The sequence below is a fragment of the Azospirillum sp. UENF 312511 genome (assembly GCF_058780635.1).
The window spans coordinates 1,067,038-1,079,349 of the sequence record NZ_JBSNCG010000003.1 but is presented as its reverse complement, the minus strand read 5'-3'; the positions used below and the strand labels follow the sequence as shown (position 1 = coordinate 1,079,349).

17 protein-coding genes and 1 pseudogene are annotated in these 12,312 nt (G+C 68.0%); 12 read left to right on the top strand and 6 right to left on the bottom strand.

Going from position 1 to position 12,312, the window contains the following annotated elements; all coding sequences use genetic code 11:
- Positions 1 to 254 precede the first annotated feature (254 nt).
- On the bottom strand, positions 255 to 1,202 hold the full coding sequence (locus ACWPN7_RS16480) for an AEC family transporter (RefSeq protein ID WP_451991109.1): 948 nt from the start codon (positions 1,200 to 1,202) through the stop codon (positions 255 to 257).
- A 147-nt stretch (positions 1,203 to 1,349) separates the two neighbouring features.
- Between ACWPN7_RS16480 and ACWPN7_RS16475 the strand changes: the two genes are divergently transcribed.
- Positions 1,350 to 1,754 (top strand): tellurite resistance TerB family protein, encoded by a 405-nt coding sequence (locus ACWPN7_RS16475; protein WP_038529588.1) that lies wholly within the window; start codon positions 1,350 to 1,352, stop codon positions 1,752 to 1,754.
- Between the two features lie 26 nt (positions 1,755 to 1,780).
- Positions 1,781 to 2,665: an NAD(P)-dependent oxidoreductase gene (locus ACWPN7_RS16470; RefSeq protein ID WP_459198044.1), complete on the top strand. Its 885-nt coding sequence runs from the start codon at positions 1,781 to 1,783 to the stop codon at positions 2,663 to 2,665.
- A 5-nt stretch (positions 2,666 to 2,670) separates the two neighbouring features.
- Here the strand turns inward: ACWPN7_RS16470 and ACWPN7_RS16465 are convergent, their stop codons facing one another.
- Both ACWPN7_RS16465 and ACWPN7_RS16460 read right to left on the bottom strand, forming a co-directional pair.
- Complete coding sequence (locus ACWPN7_RS16465; protein WP_459198043.1) at positions 2,671 to 3,138, bottom strand: acetyltransferase; 468 nt, start codon at positions 3,136 to 3,138, stop codon at positions 2,671 to 2,673.
- Entirely contained in the window at positions 3,135 to 4,154 is a 1,020-nt protein-coding gene (locus ACWPN7_RS16460) for an aspartate-semialdehyde dehydrogenase (protein WP_459198042.1), read from the bottom strand. The genes ACWPN7_RS16465 and ACWPN7_RS16460 overlap by 4 nt, the downstream gene beginning before the upstream one ends.
- A gap of 132 nt (positions 4,155 to 4,286) precedes the next feature.
- On the opposite strand from ACWPN7_RS16460, the gene ACWPN7_RS16455 reads away from it, so the two are divergent.
- From ACWPN7_RS16455 to ACWPN7_RS16430, 6 genes and pseudogenes are all read left to right on the top strand, one after another.
- Entirely contained in the window at positions 4,287 to 4,550 is a 264-nt protein-coding gene (locus ACWPN7_RS16455) for a hypothetical protein (protein ID WP_014241604.1), read from the top strand.
- Positions 4,551 to 4,798: 248 nt separating this feature from the next.
- Positions 4,799 to 5,188 (top strand): succinate dehydrogenase, cytochrome b556 subunit, encoded by a 390-nt coding sequence (sdhC, locus tag ACWPN7_RS16450; RefSeq protein WP_014241603.1) that lies wholly within the window; start codon positions 4,799 to 4,801, stop codon positions 5,186 to 5,188.
- An 11-nt stretch (positions 5,189 to 5,199) separates the two neighbouring features.
- Positions 5,200 to 5,334: pseudogene (locus ACWPN7_RS16445) on the top strand (succinate dehydrogenase, hydrophobic membrane anchor protein); the annotation flags it as partial.
- 79 nt (positions 5,335 to 5,413) lie between these two features.
- Complete coding sequence (locus tag ACWPN7_RS16440) at positions 5,414 to 5,596, top strand: succinate dehydrogenase, hydrophobic membrane anchor protein (protein ID WP_492273365.1); 183 nt, start codon at positions 5,414 to 5,416, stop codon at positions 5,594 to 5,596.
- 6 nt (positions 5,597 to 5,602) lie between these two features.
- Positions 5,603 to 7,384 carry a succinate dehydrogenase flavoprotein subunit gene (gene sdhA, locus ACWPN7_RS16435; protein WP_035675802.1) on the top strand — a complete coding sequence of 594 codons (1,782 nt, stop codon included), beginning with the start codon at positions 5,603 to 5,605 and terminating at the stop codon, positions 7,382 to 7,384.
- Between the two features lie 30 nt (positions 7,385 to 7,414).
- A complete protein-coding gene (locus ACWPN7_RS16430) occupies positions 7,415 to 8,191 on the top strand; it encodes a succinate dehydrogenase iron-sulfur subunit (protein WP_459198041.1) in 777 nt (258 codons plus the stop codon).
- An 84-nt stretch (positions 8,192 to 8,275) separates the two neighbouring features.
- On the opposite strand, the gene ACWPN7_RS16425 is transcribed toward ACWPN7_RS16430, so the two are convergent.
- Entirely contained in the window at positions 8,276 to 8,479 is a 204-nt protein-coding gene (locus ACWPN7_RS16425; protein ID WP_035675800.1) for a hypothetical protein, read from the bottom strand.
- A gap of 153 nt (positions 8,480 to 8,632) precedes the next feature.
- Between ACWPN7_RS16425 and ACWPN7_RS16420 the strand changes: the two genes are divergently transcribed.
- Positions 8,633 to 9,481 carry a branched-chain amino acid aminotransferase gene (locus tag ACWPN7_RS16420; protein ID WP_200776213.1) on the top strand — a complete coding sequence of 283 codons (849 nt, stop codon included), beginning with the start codon at positions 8,633 to 8,635 and terminating at the stop codon, positions 9,479 to 9,481.
- Between the two features lie 137 nt (positions 9,482 to 9,618).
- Positions 9,619 to 10,263, top strand: a complete 645-nt coding sequence (locus ACWPN7_RS16415) for a hypothetical protein (protein ID WP_038529579.1) — start codon at positions 9,619 to 9,621, stop codon at positions 10,261 to 10,263.
- A 60-nt stretch (positions 10,264 to 10,323) separates the two neighbouring features.
- Here the strand turns inward: ACWPN7_RS16415 and ACWPN7_RS16410 are convergent, their stop codons facing one another.
- A complete protein-coding gene (locus ACWPN7_RS16410; RefSeq protein ID WP_459198040.1) occupies positions 10,324 to 10,590 on the bottom strand; it encodes a hypothetical protein in 267 nt (88 codons plus the stop codon).
- Between the two features lie 74 nt (positions 10,591 to 10,664).
- Positions 10,665 to 11,297: a S24 family peptidase gene (locus ACWPN7_RS16405; protein WP_014241596.1), complete on the bottom strand. Its 633-nt coding sequence runs from the start codon at positions 11,295 to 11,297 to the stop codon at positions 10,665 to 10,667.
- A 196-nt stretch (positions 11,298 to 11,493) separates the two neighbouring features.
- Between ACWPN7_RS16405 and ACWPN7_RS16400 the strand changes: the two genes are divergently transcribed.
- Together ACWPN7_RS16400 and ACWPN7_RS16395 are read left to right on the top strand one after the other, a co-directional pair.
- Complete coding sequence (locus ACWPN7_RS16400) at positions 11,494 to 11,859, top strand: hypothetical protein (protein ID WP_038529575.1); 366 nt, start codon at positions 11,494 to 11,496, stop codon at positions 11,857 to 11,859.
- A 41-nt stretch (positions 11,860 to 11,900) separates the two neighbouring features.
- Positions 11,901 to 12,299 carry a hypothetical protein gene (locus tag ACWPN7_RS16395; RefSeq protein WP_459198039.1) on the top strand — a complete coding sequence of 133 codons (399 nt, stop codon included), beginning with the start codon at positions 11,901 to 11,903 and terminating at the stop codon, positions 12,297 to 12,299.
- Positions 12,300 to 12,312 lie beyond the last annotated feature (13 nt).

The following is a 12,312-nucleotide window of genomic DNA, read 5'->3' as shown; positions in this document are numbered from 1 at the left end:
GCGCGTATCTCTTTCCCCCGAAACGATGCGGCGGCGGTCGATTGTTATGAGTCTGAACGAAAGTATTTGGCAGTCCAGACGTCCATGCGTGGGGCGTTGGACTTGCCTGTGTCAAATGATGGAGCGGCAATTATTAAAAAATATGCAAAACCGGCGCGGCGTGTTCTGCGCGACACTTGTTCAATGATGTCTTTGTGTCAGGAAAGATGAGCAGCCGAAGAGGCGAGCACGACCGGGCGACCGCAAGCCAAGGTTCAGGCGGGTGGCGCGTAGGTGGCCAGCAGGACGGACAGGGTGACCACGCTGGCGATGGTGGACATCAGGATCGCGGCGGAGGTGCGCTCCACATAGATGCGGTACTGGCTGGCCACCACGAAGGTCAGGGCGCCGGTGGGCAGGCCGGCGAGGATGATGGCCGACCCGGCCCAGAAGGGGTCCAGCGGGAACAGGGTCTGGATGAGGAACCAAGCCAGCGCCGGCTGCACCACCAGCTTCAGGGCGCTGATCCAGCCGGCCTCCAGCAGGTTGGCCTTCAGGCTCTGGGTCGCCAGAAACAGGCCGATGGCGAACAGGGCGCAGGGACCGGCGGAGGCGCCCATCAGGTCGCAGTAGATGGCGATCGGGCGCGGCACCGGCACGCCGGACAGGAAGACCGACCAGGCGAGCCCAAGGGCCGTGGAGATGATCAGCGGGTTCTTGACCAGCGCCCGGCCGACGTCGCGCAGCGCCTTGCCGATGCCGCCGCCCTGGCTGTTGGCGAACTCCAGCCAGATCACCGCGATGCCGACCATGATCGCGCTCATGATGACGGTGGCGAGGATGGCCGGGGCCAGACGGTCCGGGCCGAAGGCCGCCAGGAACAGCGGGATGCCCATGTAGCCGGTGTTGGAGAAGCAGGCGTTCAGCCCCTGCATGCACTGGATCTGCGTGCGCTCGCGGTGGATCAGCCAGCCGAGCAGGGCGCCCAGCGCGTAGACCGCCAGCATCGAGCCGAGGAAGGCGCCGATGAAGGGGCCGTTGAAGATCTCCGGCAGCGAGCGCTTGGCCGTGCCGAGGAACAGCACCGGCGGCAGGGCCATCCAGTAGACGAACTTGTTCAGCGCCTCCGACGAGGCGGGACCGAGAAGCTTCGCCTTACCGGAAAGGACGCCCGCCAGGATGATGGCGAAGACCGGGAGCGCCACGTTGAAGACCACCGACATGGGGGCCGACCTTAAGGGGCAACCCGTCCCCTGTCGAGGGACCCACCCGTCCATCCCGGGCATAGCTCCCTTGACGGCGCTCCCTCCCTTGACGGCGCGCGGGGGGCGGGCAAGATTGGGCGGGGCCCTTTTTCCGCAGGAGTTTCGATGATCAACCATCACAGCGCGCTCATCTACGTCATGGTGCTGGTGTCGGCGTGCGACGGCGACATGACGGACGCGGAGCTTGAGGCCATCGGCGAGAACGTCCGCTATCTGCCGATCTTCAAGGATTTCGACATCGACCGGCTGACCGACGTGACCCGCGAATGCTCCGGTCTGCTGGCCGACGCCGACGGGCTGGAGACGACGCTCCAGATCGTCAAGGAGGCCATTCCGTCCAAGCTGTCCGAGACCGCCTACGCGCTCGCCTGCGACATCGCCGCGGCGGACCCGGCGGCCTCGCAGGAGGAGCTGCGGATGCTGGAACTGATCCGGCACAAGCTGGGCGTGGACCGGCTGTGCGCCGCCGCGATCGAACGCGGCGCGCGGGCGCGCCACACCCGCCTGTGACGGCCGGTGACATGACGGCCAGGGACATGGCAGCTGGGAACATGGCGGGCCTCAAGGACCATACAGTCGGCTTCATCGGGCTGGGCCTGATGGGCCGGCCGATGGCCCGCAATCTGGCGAAGGCCGGTGCGGCCCTGGTGATCAGCAGCCGCAGCCCCGGCCCGGTCGAAGAACTGGCGGCCGAGGGCATGAGCCCGGCCGCCGGACCCGCGGAGGTCGCCGCCCGCGCCGACTCCATCGTGCTGATGCTGTCGGACACCGTGGCGGTCGAGGCGGTGGCCGCCGCGCTGATGGACGCGCTGCGGCCCGGCCATCTCGTCATCGACATGGGCACCACGGCGGTCGGGGCGACCCGCAAGCTGGCCGAGGCCGTCCGCGCCAAGGGCGCCGACTGGGTGGACGCCCCGGTGTCGGGCGGCACGGTGGCGGCGGAGGCCGGTACCCTGACCATCATGGCTGGCGGCACGGAGGAGGCCTTCGTCCGCACCTTGCCGCTGTTCCAGGCGATGGGCCAGCGCATCACCCATGTCGGTGACAGCGGGGCCGGGCAGGTCGCCAAGATGGCCAATCAGGTGATCGTCGCGCTGAGCATCGGCGCGGTGGCCGAGGCGCTGGCGCTGGCCAAGGCGGCGGGCGTGGAGCCGGGCAAGGTCCGCGACGCCATTCGCGGCGGCTTCGCCGAGTCGCGCATCCTGGAGCTGCACGGCCAGCGCATGGTCTCCGGCGACTTCACGCCGGGCGGCCGTGTGGTCACCCAGATCAAGGACCTGAAACAGGCGGAGGAGCTGGCGGAGCAGTCCGGCATCCAGCTTCCCGCGCTGGGCCTCAGCCTGGAGCTGTTCGAGCTGCTGGCCGAACAGGGCGACGGCGGGCTGGACCATTCCGCCCTGTACCGGCTGTTCGTCAAGTAAGCCCTTCAGGCTCTGGTCGGGCCGCCCTGGCCGGAGCCGTCGAGGGCGAGATGCAGCAAGGGGAACGGGCGGCCACTGTCGTCCAGCGCGGAGCGCCCGACCTCCCGGAAGCCGAGACGCTGATAGAAGGCCCGTGCGGCGCTGTTCTGCTCGTTCACGTCGACCGTCAGCTCCGGCCCACCCTCCAGGGCGCGGGCGACCAGGGCGCGGCCGATCCCCCGGCCGTGCCACGCCGGATCGACGAACAGCGTGTCGATCTTGCGCCCGGTCATGCCCAGGAAGCCCACCGGCCGGTCGTCACCGTCCACCGCGACCAGCAGCGCCGCCGCCGGAAGATACTGGTCGCGCACGAGGTCGGCGTAGAAGCCGATGTCCTCCTCGCTCAGGAAATCGTGCGTGCTGCGCACCGCGGCGAGCCAGACGGCGAACAGCGCCGGGGCGTCGTCCGGGCGGGAGGGACGGATGGGGATCACGCGTCGAGATACTCCTTCACCAGCAGCTCGGCGATCTGCACGGCGTTGAGCGCGGCGCCCTTGCGCAGGTTGTCGGTGGCGGCCCAGAAGGACAGGCCGTTGTCCACCGTGTAGTCCTCGCGGATGCGGCTGACGAAGACCGGGTCGTCGCCGGCGACCTCGACCGGGGTGATGTAGCCCTCGTTGTCGTGCTGGTCGATGACCTGCATACCCGGCGCCTTGCGCAGGATCTGGCGCGCCTCCTCGGCGGTCACCGGCTCCACGCACTCGATGGTGATGGCGGCGGCATGGCCGATGAAGACGGGGACGCGGACGCAGGTCGCGCTCACCTTGATCTTGGGGTCGAGGATCTTCTTCGTCTCGACGTTCAGCGCCCACTCGTCCCGCGTCGCGCCATCCTCCATGAAGGGGCCGATGTGCGGGATGACGTTGAAGGCGATCTGCTTGGAGAAGACGGACTTCTGCACCGGATCGTTGACGTAGATGGCGCGGGTCTGGCCGAACAGCTCGTCCATGCCCTCCTTGCCGGCGTCCGAGGCCGCCTGGTAGGTGGAGACGACGACGCGGCTCACCGTGACCTGCTCGTGCAGGGGCTTCAGCGCCATGGCCAGCAGGATGGCAGCACCGCCGGGGCTGGCGACGATGTTCTTCTTCGCGTGGCCGGCGAGCGCGTCGGCGTTGACCTCCGGGACCACCAGCGGGACGTCGGGGTCCATGCGGAACTGCGGGCTGGCGTCGATCACCACGGCGCCCGCCGCGGCGGCGCGCGGCGCGTGGGCCGCCGAAACCTTGGCGTCCGCGGCGAACAGCGCGATGTCCACGCCCTTGAAGTCGAAGCGGGCGACGTCCTCGACCTTCAGCACCGCGTCCTCGCCGAAGGACACCTCCTTGCCGACCGCGCTGTCGACGGCCAGGGCGATCACCGCGTCGGCCGGGAACCGGCGGTCGGCGAGGGTGGTCAGCATTTCCCGTCCGACGTTGCCGGTGGCGCCGACGACCGCGACTGTGTAGCCCATGGCGGTTAATCCCTGTGATATGCGGTGCGAAGAGGGCTTGAGGTATGCGGTTCCTAATGGAATTGCAACAGCGCCCGCGTTGTGACACCGTGTCCGCCCTATCACGAACGACCGCGACCGGCACACCGGGGCATGGCCACTCCGCTCGAAGACATCATCGCCAAGGCGATCAAGGACGCGGACAAGTCCTTCTTCAACGAGGACTACACCAAGCAGGCGCGTTCGGTGATGAACGCGCTGAAGAAGGCCGGGTATGAGGTCGCTCCGGTCCGCCCGCCCGAGGGGCTGGTGGAATGGGCCAAGGAGAACATCCCCTTCGGCCGGCTGCGTCCGGCGGAGCTGATTACCCAGATGTATTCGATGATGGTGGAGAATGTTCGCCGCTTCGACAAGTAATAGGCTGAACGGCGAAACCGGGTTTCGGCCCTGGTAATACCAGCTGCAGCAAAGCCCGTTAGTTTTCAGGCACTTCCCGCGGTGCGCCATTTTGGCCACGGCCAAGTCCCTGCCGTTAACTCGTGTGCGGTAGAGGCGTAATTCAATCGCCAAACACAGCAGGGCTTAAAACTTTCGGTCTCGCATCACCCGCCGTCGCGGCAACAGCCCTCCTTGCCGCGACCGGTCGCCGAACTGAGGACGACGCAATGGCAAACGGCAGCGGTCGGCCGCTCTCTCCGCATCTGCAAGTCTACAAACTCCCCAGGACCGCGCTCCTGTCCATCACGCACCGCATCACGGGCGTGGGGCTGGCCGTCGGTACCCTTCTGCTGACTTGGTGGCTGGTCGCCGCCGCCACCAGCCCCGCCGCGTACGAGCGCGCGCAGCACTTCATCGGCTCCTTCTTCGGGCTGCTGCTGATGTTCGGCTGGTCGCTGGCGCTCTACTATCACCTGTGCAACGGCATCCGGCATCTGGTGTGGGACGCCGGCAAGGCGTTCGAGCTGAGCGAGGCGGACCGCGGCAACCAGATCGTCATCGGTGCGGCGGCCGTGCTGACCGTGCTGACCTGGATCATCGGCCTGGCCGTGTGGTGAGGAGAGAAGACATGGCGTCCAACAGCAAGACCCTCCGCTCGCCGCTGCAGATCGCGCGCGGCCTGGGCTCCGCCAAGCACGGCACCGAGCATTGGTGGCACCAGCGCGTCACCGCCATCGCCCTGGTTCCGCTGACCATCTGGTTCGTCTTCGGCGTGATCCGCCATCTGGGCGCCGACCACGCGGCCTTCGTCGCGTGGCTGGAGTTCGCCCTTCTCGGCGCTGATGATGGTGCTGACCGCCGTGGTCACCTTCCACCACGCCCAGGCCGGGCTGCAGGTGGTGATCGAGGACTACGTGCACAACGAGATGGCGAAGATCCTGAGCATCCTGGCCGTGAAAGCCCTGTGCTTCGTGCTGGGTGCCGCCTGCGTCATCGCCGTCCTCAAGATTTCGTTCGGAGCCTGACGAGCCATGGCCGCCTACGATATTATCGATCATTCCTATGACGTCGTCGTCGTCGGTGCCGGCGGTGCGGGCCTGCGCGCCACCTTCGGCATGGCCGAGAAGGGCCTGAAGACGGCGTGCATCACCAAGGTCTTCCCGACCCGCTCGCACACCGTGGCCGCCCAGGGCGGCATCTCGGCGGCGCTCGGCAACATGAGCGAGGACGACTGGCGCTTCCACATGTACGACACCGTCAAGGGGTCGGACTGGCTGGGCGACCAGGACGCCATCGAGTACATGTGCCGCGAGGCCATCCCGGCGATCATCGAGCTGGAGCACTACGGCGTGCCCTTCTCGCGCACGCCGGAAGGCAAGATCTACCAGCGCGCCTTCGGCGGCATGACCGCCCATTACGGCAAGCAGCAGGCCTACCGCACCTGCGCCGCCGCCGACCGCACCGGCCACGCCATCCTGCACACCCTCTACCAGCAGTCGCTGAAGCACGAGGCGGAGTTCTTCGTCGAGTATTTCGCGCTGGACCTCATCATGGAGGACGGCGTCTGCAAGGGCGTGGTGGCCTGGAACCTCGACGACGGCACCATCCACCGCTTCCGCGCCCAGCTCGTCGTTCTGGCGACGGGCGGCTACGGCCGCGCCTACTTCTCCGCCACCTCGGCCCACACCTGCACGGGCGACGGCGGCGGCATGGTGCTGCGCGCCGGCCTGCCGCTGCAGGACATGGAGTTCGTGCAGTTCCACCCGACCGGCATCTACGGCTCCGGCTGCCTCATCACCGAGGGCGTGCGCGGCGAGGGCGGCTACCTCACCAACTCCAACGGCGAACGCTTCATGGAGCGCTACGCGCCGTCGGCCAAGGACCTCGCCTCGCGCGATGTGGTGTCCCGCTCGATGACCATCGAGATTCGCGAGGGCCGCGGCGTCGGTGAGCACAAGGACCACATCCACCTGCACCTGGAGCATCTCCCGCCGGAGATCATCCACCAGCGCCTGCCCGGCATCGCCGAGACGGCCAAGATCTTCGCCGGCGTGGACGTCACCAAGGAACCGATCCCGGTTCTACCGACGGTGCACTACAACATGGGCGGCATCCCCACCAACTTCCGGTGCGAGGTGGTCAACCCGACCGCCGAGGACCCGGATCGCGTGGTGCCCGGCCTGATGGCCATCGGCGAGGCGGCCTGCGTGTCGGTGCACGGCGCGAACCGCCTGGGCTCCAACTCGCTGCTCGACCTCGTGGTGTTCGGCCGTTCGGCGGCCATCCGCGCTGCCGAGATCGTCGAGAAGGGCAAGTCGGTGTCGTCGTCCGCCGCCGCGACCGACGTCGCCCTGGAGCGCTTCGACCGCATCCGCAACGCCAAGGGCTCCATCAAGTCGTCGGAGCTTCGCCTGGAAATGCAGCGGACCATGCAGAACAACTGCGCGGTCTTCCGCACCGGCGAGGTGCTGGAGGAGGGCGTCAAGCTCATTGACCAGACCTTCGCGAAGAAGAGCGACATGGCGATCAGCGACCGTTCGCTGGTCTGGAACTCCGACCTCGTCGAAGCCATCGAGCTGGACAACCTGCTGTACCAGGCGGTCGCCACGCTCCACTCGGCGAAGAACCGGCCGGAGAGCCGCGGCGCCCACGCCCGCGAGGACTATCCGGACCGCGACGACGAGAACTGGATGAAGCACACCGTCATCGAGGTGTCGGACAAGGGCGAGACGAAGATCGGGTACCGCCCGGTCCATCTCTACACCCTGACCGACGAGGTGCAGGTGTTCCCGCCCAAGGCCCGCGTCTACTAAGGCGGCAAGAGCAAGGCAAGGATACGAACCATGGTCGAATTCAACCTGCCCGCCAATTCCAAGGTCGGCGTCGGCAAGACCATCAACACCGCCAGCGGCGCCAAGCGGGCGAAGACCTTCAAGATCTACCGCTGGTCGCCGGATGACGGGCAGAACCCGCGGGTCGACACCTATGTCGTCGACCTGGACAAGTTCGGCCCGATGATCCTGGACGCGATCATCTACATCAAGAACAACATCGACTCGACCCTGACCTTCCGGCGCTCCTGCCGCGAGGGCATCTGCGGGTCCTGCGCGATGAACATCGACGGCACCAACACGCTGGCCTGCCTGAAGGCCATCGAGGAGGTGAAGGGTGACGTCAAGATCTACCCGCTGCCGCACATGCCGGTGGTCAAGGATCTCGTCCCCGACCTGAAGCACATCTACGCCCAGCTCGCCTCGATCAAGCCGTGGCTGCAGTCGCAGTCGCCGGCCCCGAGCCGCGAGCGCCTGCAGTCGCCGGAGGACCGCGCCAAGCTGGACGGCCTCTACGAGTGCATCCTGTGCTTCTGCTGCTCGACCTCCTGCCCCAGCTACTGGTGGAACGGCGACCGCTACCTCGGCCCGTCGATCCTGCTCCAGGCCTACCGCTGGATCGTCGACAGCCGCGACGAGATGACGGGCGAGCGCCTCGACAACCTCGAGGACCCGTTCCGCCTCTACCGCTGTCACACCATCATGAACTGCACCAAGGCGTGCCCGAAGGGCCTCAACCCGGCCAAGGCCATCGCCGAGATCAAGAAGCTGATGGTTCAGCGCCGCTGATCCGTCCGTTTCGGTTCACCGATGAAGAACGGGGCGCCTCCGCAAGGGGGCGCCCCGTTTTCTTTGGCCGTTCAGCGTCTGCGCTTATGCGAAGTCGGGATCGGTGGGCCGGGACGGCGGCAGGTCGTCGTTGGGCAGGGGGGAGGGCATGTCCTCCTGCGGGCCGGGGGTCGGCAGGTCCGGGTTGTCGGTCAGGGGGCCCGGGGTGGGAACGTCCTGGCCCGGCGGCGGGAAGGGCGGGGCCGCGCGCAGCGGCTGCGGAAAGGCGCTCGAATAGGTCCAGCCCATGGGTCGGTCGCTCCCGGTGTGGTGAGGGTGTCCTGCATCAACCGTCCGGCTGGCCCGTCTGCGCAGGTTGACCGGCGGCGATGAGGGGGTATGCTTTTCGAGGGAGCGAACCATCCGGATAGAACCAACCCGAAGCCAAAAAGGGAGAAGATCATGGGCAGCACGGCCGGTCAGGCGTTGAGCTACATTCAGGGCGAATGGATCGCGGGCAACCCCGCCATCGTCGGCCCGATGACTCACGCGCTCTGGCTGTCTTCGGTCGTTTTTGACGGCGCCCGCGCCTTCCAGGGCGTGGCCCCCGACCTCGACCGCCACTGCGCCCGCGTCGTGCGCTCGGCCCAGGTGATGGGCCTCGCCCCCATGCTGACCGCCGGGGAGATCGAGGAGCTGTGCTGGGACGGCATCCGTCGCTTCCCCAAGGAGGCCGAGCTGTACATCCGGCCGATGTTCTACGCGGAGGAGGGCTTCGTCGCGCCCGACGCCGAGAGCACGCGCTTCGTCCTGTCGGTCTACGAGGCGCCATTGCCCAGCGCCGCCGGCTTCACCGCCTGCCTGTCCAGCCGCCGCCGCCCGGTGCCGGACATGGCGCCGACCGAGGCCAAGGCCGCCTGCCTTTACCCCAACGCCGGGCTGGCGCTGAAGGAGGCGCGGGAGCGCGGCTTCGACAACGCCATCATGCTCGACCCCATCGGCAGCGTGGCGGAGTTCGCGACGGCCAACCTGTTCATCGCCAAGGACGGGGTGGTGCGCACGCCGGTGCACAACGGGACCTTCCTCAACGGCATCACCCGCCAGCGCGTGATCGCCCTGCTGCGCGACGACGGCGTGGCGGTGGAGGAGGCTACCCTGAGCCCCCGCGACGTGCTGGAGGCGGACGAGGTCTTCTCGACCGGCAATTACGCGAAGGTGGTGCCGGTCACCCGCGTCGAGGAGCGCGCCTTGCAACCCGGCCCCCTGGCGGCGCGCGCGCGCGGGCTCTATTGGGAGTTCGCCTTCCGCTGATCCGCTTCGGCTGACTCGGAATGCCGGTTTTCGGGCGGTATGCGGCCCGAAAGCCGGCTTGATAGATGGCCGGTTCCGCGGCATGATTCCTCCCAAGCGGTGAATCGGTCCGTCGAAGGACGCTGTCGAGGGGGGAGATGATGCAATTCCGCGAACGCCGCCGCGTGATCCAGGTGATCCGCACCGTCTACGATCCGGACCTGAAGCGCGGTCGGTCGGAACTGGTCGGGAAGATCGACAAGGCCGCGCCCGTGGTCACCGACAGGCTTCAGAAAAGCTGCACGCCGGAGGAGTTGTCGGAGATCCTCACCTATCTGGACGACCGCCACAACCGCCTGCGCAACGAGGCGGTGCGCGCCGGGGCGGAAACCCTGCCGGCCCAGATGCGGGAGGCGGCGGAGTATTTCCGCACCCACCGTGACGACGACGCGCGGGCCTTCGCGACGGAAATCCGCTTGGCGTGGGAGGATTTGAAGACGGCCTTGCGTGAGGCCGGCTTTTCAAAGAGCAAGGTGCTGAAGAAGGCCGTCGACCGGGACAAGGCCCCAGAGAAGGCCCCAGAGAAAGCCGCTGAGAAGAAGGCCACGGCGAAGACGGAGGCGCCGACGCCATCCGTGTCTTTGACCGTGGACGGCGCGGCCGAGCCGGCGGCCGCACCGTCCCCCGCGGCACCGGTTCGCAAACCGCGCGCAAGGAAGGCGCGGACCGCGCCCGCCACCGCCGTGGCCGCTGAGGGGACGTCCTCCGACTCCGGCAGTGCCGGCTCCTCTCCCGCCGCCTGACGGTCGGATCGAGTCAACTGCCTTCGCGGATCAGCGCGCTGGCGGCGTTGCGGTGGTGAGTCAGTGCGCCGGTGAGGCGGGACAGCCAGGCATCGCCGCCCGTGCGGTCTGCGGGCAGGGAGCGGCGCCGTTGCGCGGAGCCCCGGCGGCCTCGGCGGCCAGCCGGTCGTGCAGGCGAAGAGCGGCGGCGCGGGCGAGGGCGGCGTGACGCTCCGCCCCCTCCAGAAGCGCCGTCCGCACCGCGCTGCGGGGCGGCGCGTCGTCGTGGCGGCGTTCAAGCTCTTCCAGAAGGGATGAACGCCGAGGCGTTCCGCAGAGTCCGGTCATGGCCGGACGATAAGCTCTTCCGATGACGCAGTAAAGGATATTTGTCCTAGGACAGAGTGCCGCAGGGCTGACGCTTACTGGCTCGCCCAGACGATGCGCGCCATCCAGGCGACCTCGGCGCGCGGGATGCTGCGGTCCGGGTGGGCGCGGTTGATGGAAATCAGCTCGATCTTGGTGGCGGTTTCGCGAAGGAGTTGCTTCGCCATCACCTCGCCGCCCTTGGTGCGGACGACGACACGGTCGTTGCGCCGGATCTGTGCGGCAGGCGAGACGATGATGGTGTCGCCGTCGCGGTAGACGGGGTCCATGCTGTCCCCGGCGATCTCCAGAGCGTAGGCGTGGGGATCTCCGATGCTGGGAAACAGAAGCTCGTCCCAGCCCACACCCGAGGGAAAGCCGGCGTCGTCGAAGAAACCCGCGTTGCCCGCCTGCGCATAGCCGATGACCGGCACCCGCTGGAGCGAGCCGGCGCCCGCGGCATCGCCGACGAGGCTGACGAACTCCGACAGCGACGCGCCGGTCGCCTCCAGAACCTTGGACACGCTCTCCGTCGAGGGCCAGCGGAGCTTGCCGTCGCCGGTGGTCCGCTTGCTCTTGTTGAAGGTCGTCGGGTCCAGCCCCGCGCGCCGCGCGAGTCCGGAAGCCGACAGCCCGTGCTGGGCCGCGAGGCGGTCGATCGCCCGCCAAATGTCCGCATGTTTGAGCATGGGAGGATAATCACATAAACGAACCAGCCCGTCCCTAGGAACCTATTCATATTTTCCTTGACGAAGGACTTTAATCAGTACATAACGTGAACATGTGTTCGCCAGCCGCGCGTGCCGCGGCCCATCCGGCGCTCCGCCCGAGAGCGAAGCTGCGCCCGCGAACCCAGAAGCTGCAATTTCCAGGGAGACCTCACGCATGGTCCAGCACCGCAACACGTTCATGGTTCTGTCCGACGCCGCCGGGGAACCGTTCGGCAGCGCGGAGGAGGCGTGGTTCTGGTCGGTCCAGGCGCAGGACGCCAAGGCCGCCGGCGCGCGCATCGCCGCCGGTCGCGGGCTGATCCAGCGCCCGTGCGAGCCCGGCGACGTGCTGTGCGCGGTGGACCGGCTGTACCGCCGTCGCCTGCTGATCCGCGACCATCTGCACGTGCTGGTCCATTACGGGCGCCGCCTGATGGCGCCGGACCCGGCGCGTTACCGCGAGCAGCGCGCCCACACCCTGTGGCGGGAGGCGTTCGACCGGCTCCGCCCGGTGCTGCGCGAGAAGGGCATCGTTCAGTGAGCACGCCGCTGCCTCAGCCTTGCCAGATGGATTCCTGCCAAGTGATACCCTGCCGGGAGGGAGCGGACGCGCCGCATGCCTGGGTGGTCTTCCGGGGCGAGGCGGAGCTGTGGTGGCTGCGTCTGCTGAAGCCGGGGTTCCGCCACTGCTTCGCGCTGCTGCACGATGGGCACCACTGGGTGATCGTCGATCCGCTCTCGTCCTTCACCGACGTGTCGGTCCTCGATCTGCCCGCGGCCTTCGACCTGCCGGGCTGGTACCACGGGATGGGCATGGCGGTGACCCCGGCGACGGTGCGGCGCGGCCTGAATCGTCCGGCCCCCTGGGCTCCCTTCACCTGCGTCGAGGCGATCAAGCGCCTGCTGGGGCTGCACGCGCCCGGCATCGTGACGCCCTGGCAGCTCTACCGGCATCTGGCGAGGCCCGTCCCCGCGGCCTGATCCGCGCCGCCGG

What these genes read in the sequence shown, in the direction of transcription:
- ACWPN7_RS16400 (WP_038529575.1), top strand. Translation starts at nt 11,494, where the DNA reads ATGGTCCAGCACCGCAACACGTTCATGGTTCTGTCCGACGCCGCCGGG.
- sdhC (WP_014241603.1), top strand. Translation starts at nt 4,799, where the DNA reads ATGGCAAACGGCAGCGGTCGGCCGCTCTCTCCGCATCTGCAAGTCTAC.
- ACWPN7_RS16480 (WP_451991109.1), bottom strand. Translation starts at nt 1,202, where the DNA reads ATGTCGGTGGTCTTCAACGTGGCGCTCCCGGTCTTCGCCATCATCCTG.
- ACWPN7_RS16415 (WP_038529579.1), top strand. Translation starts at nt 9,619, where the DNA reads ATGATGCAATTCCGCGAACGCCGCCGCGTGATCCAGGTGATCCGCACC.
- ACWPN7_RS16455 (WP_014241604.1), top strand. Translation starts at nt 4,287, where the DNA reads ATGGCCACTCCGCTCGAAGACATCATCGCCAAGGCGATCAAGGACGCG.
- ACWPN7_RS16410 (WP_459198040.1), bottom strand. Translation starts at nt 10,590, where the DNA reads ATGACCGGACTCTGCGGAACGCCTCGGCGTTCATCCCTTCTGGAAGAG.
- sdhA (WP_035675802.1), top strand. Translation starts at nt 5,603, where the DNA reads ATGGCCGCCTACGATATTATCGATCATTCCTATGACGTCGTCGTCGTC.
- ACWPN7_RS16460 (WP_459198042.1), bottom strand. Translation starts at nt 4,154, where the DNA reads ATGGGCTACACAGTCGCGGTCGTCGGCGCCACCGGCAACGTCGGACGG.
- ACWPN7_RS16405 (WP_014241596.1), bottom strand. Translation starts at nt 11,297, where the DNA reads ATGCTCAAACATGCGGACATTTGGCGGGCGATCGACCGCCTCGCGGCC.
- ACWPN7_RS16420 (WP_200776213.1), top strand. Translation starts at nt 8,633, where the DNA reads ATGGGCAGCACGGCCGGTCAGGCGTTGAGCTACATTCAGGGCGAATGG.
- ACWPN7_RS16475 (WP_038529588.1), top strand. Translation starts at nt 1,350, where the DNA reads ATGATCAACCATCACAGCGCGCTCATCTACGTCATGGTGCTGGTGTCG.
- ACWPN7_RS16440 (WP_492273365.1), top strand. Translation starts at nt 5,414, where the DNA reads ATGATGGTGCTGACCGCCGTGGTCACCTTCCACCACGCCCAGGCCGGG.
- ACWPN7_RS16470 (WP_459198044.1), top strand. Translation starts at nt 1,781, where the DNA reads ATGGCAGCTGGGAACATGGCGGGCCTCAAGGACCATACAGTCGGCTTC.
- ACWPN7_RS16425 (WP_035675800.1), bottom strand. Translation starts at nt 8,479, where the DNA reads ATGGGCTGGACCTATTCGAGCGCCTTTCCGCAGCCGCTGCGCGCGGCC.
- ACWPN7_RS16430 (WP_459198041.1), top strand. Translation starts at nt 7,415, where the DNA reads ATGGTCGAATTCAACCTGCCCGCCAATTCCAAGGTCGGCGTCGGCAAG.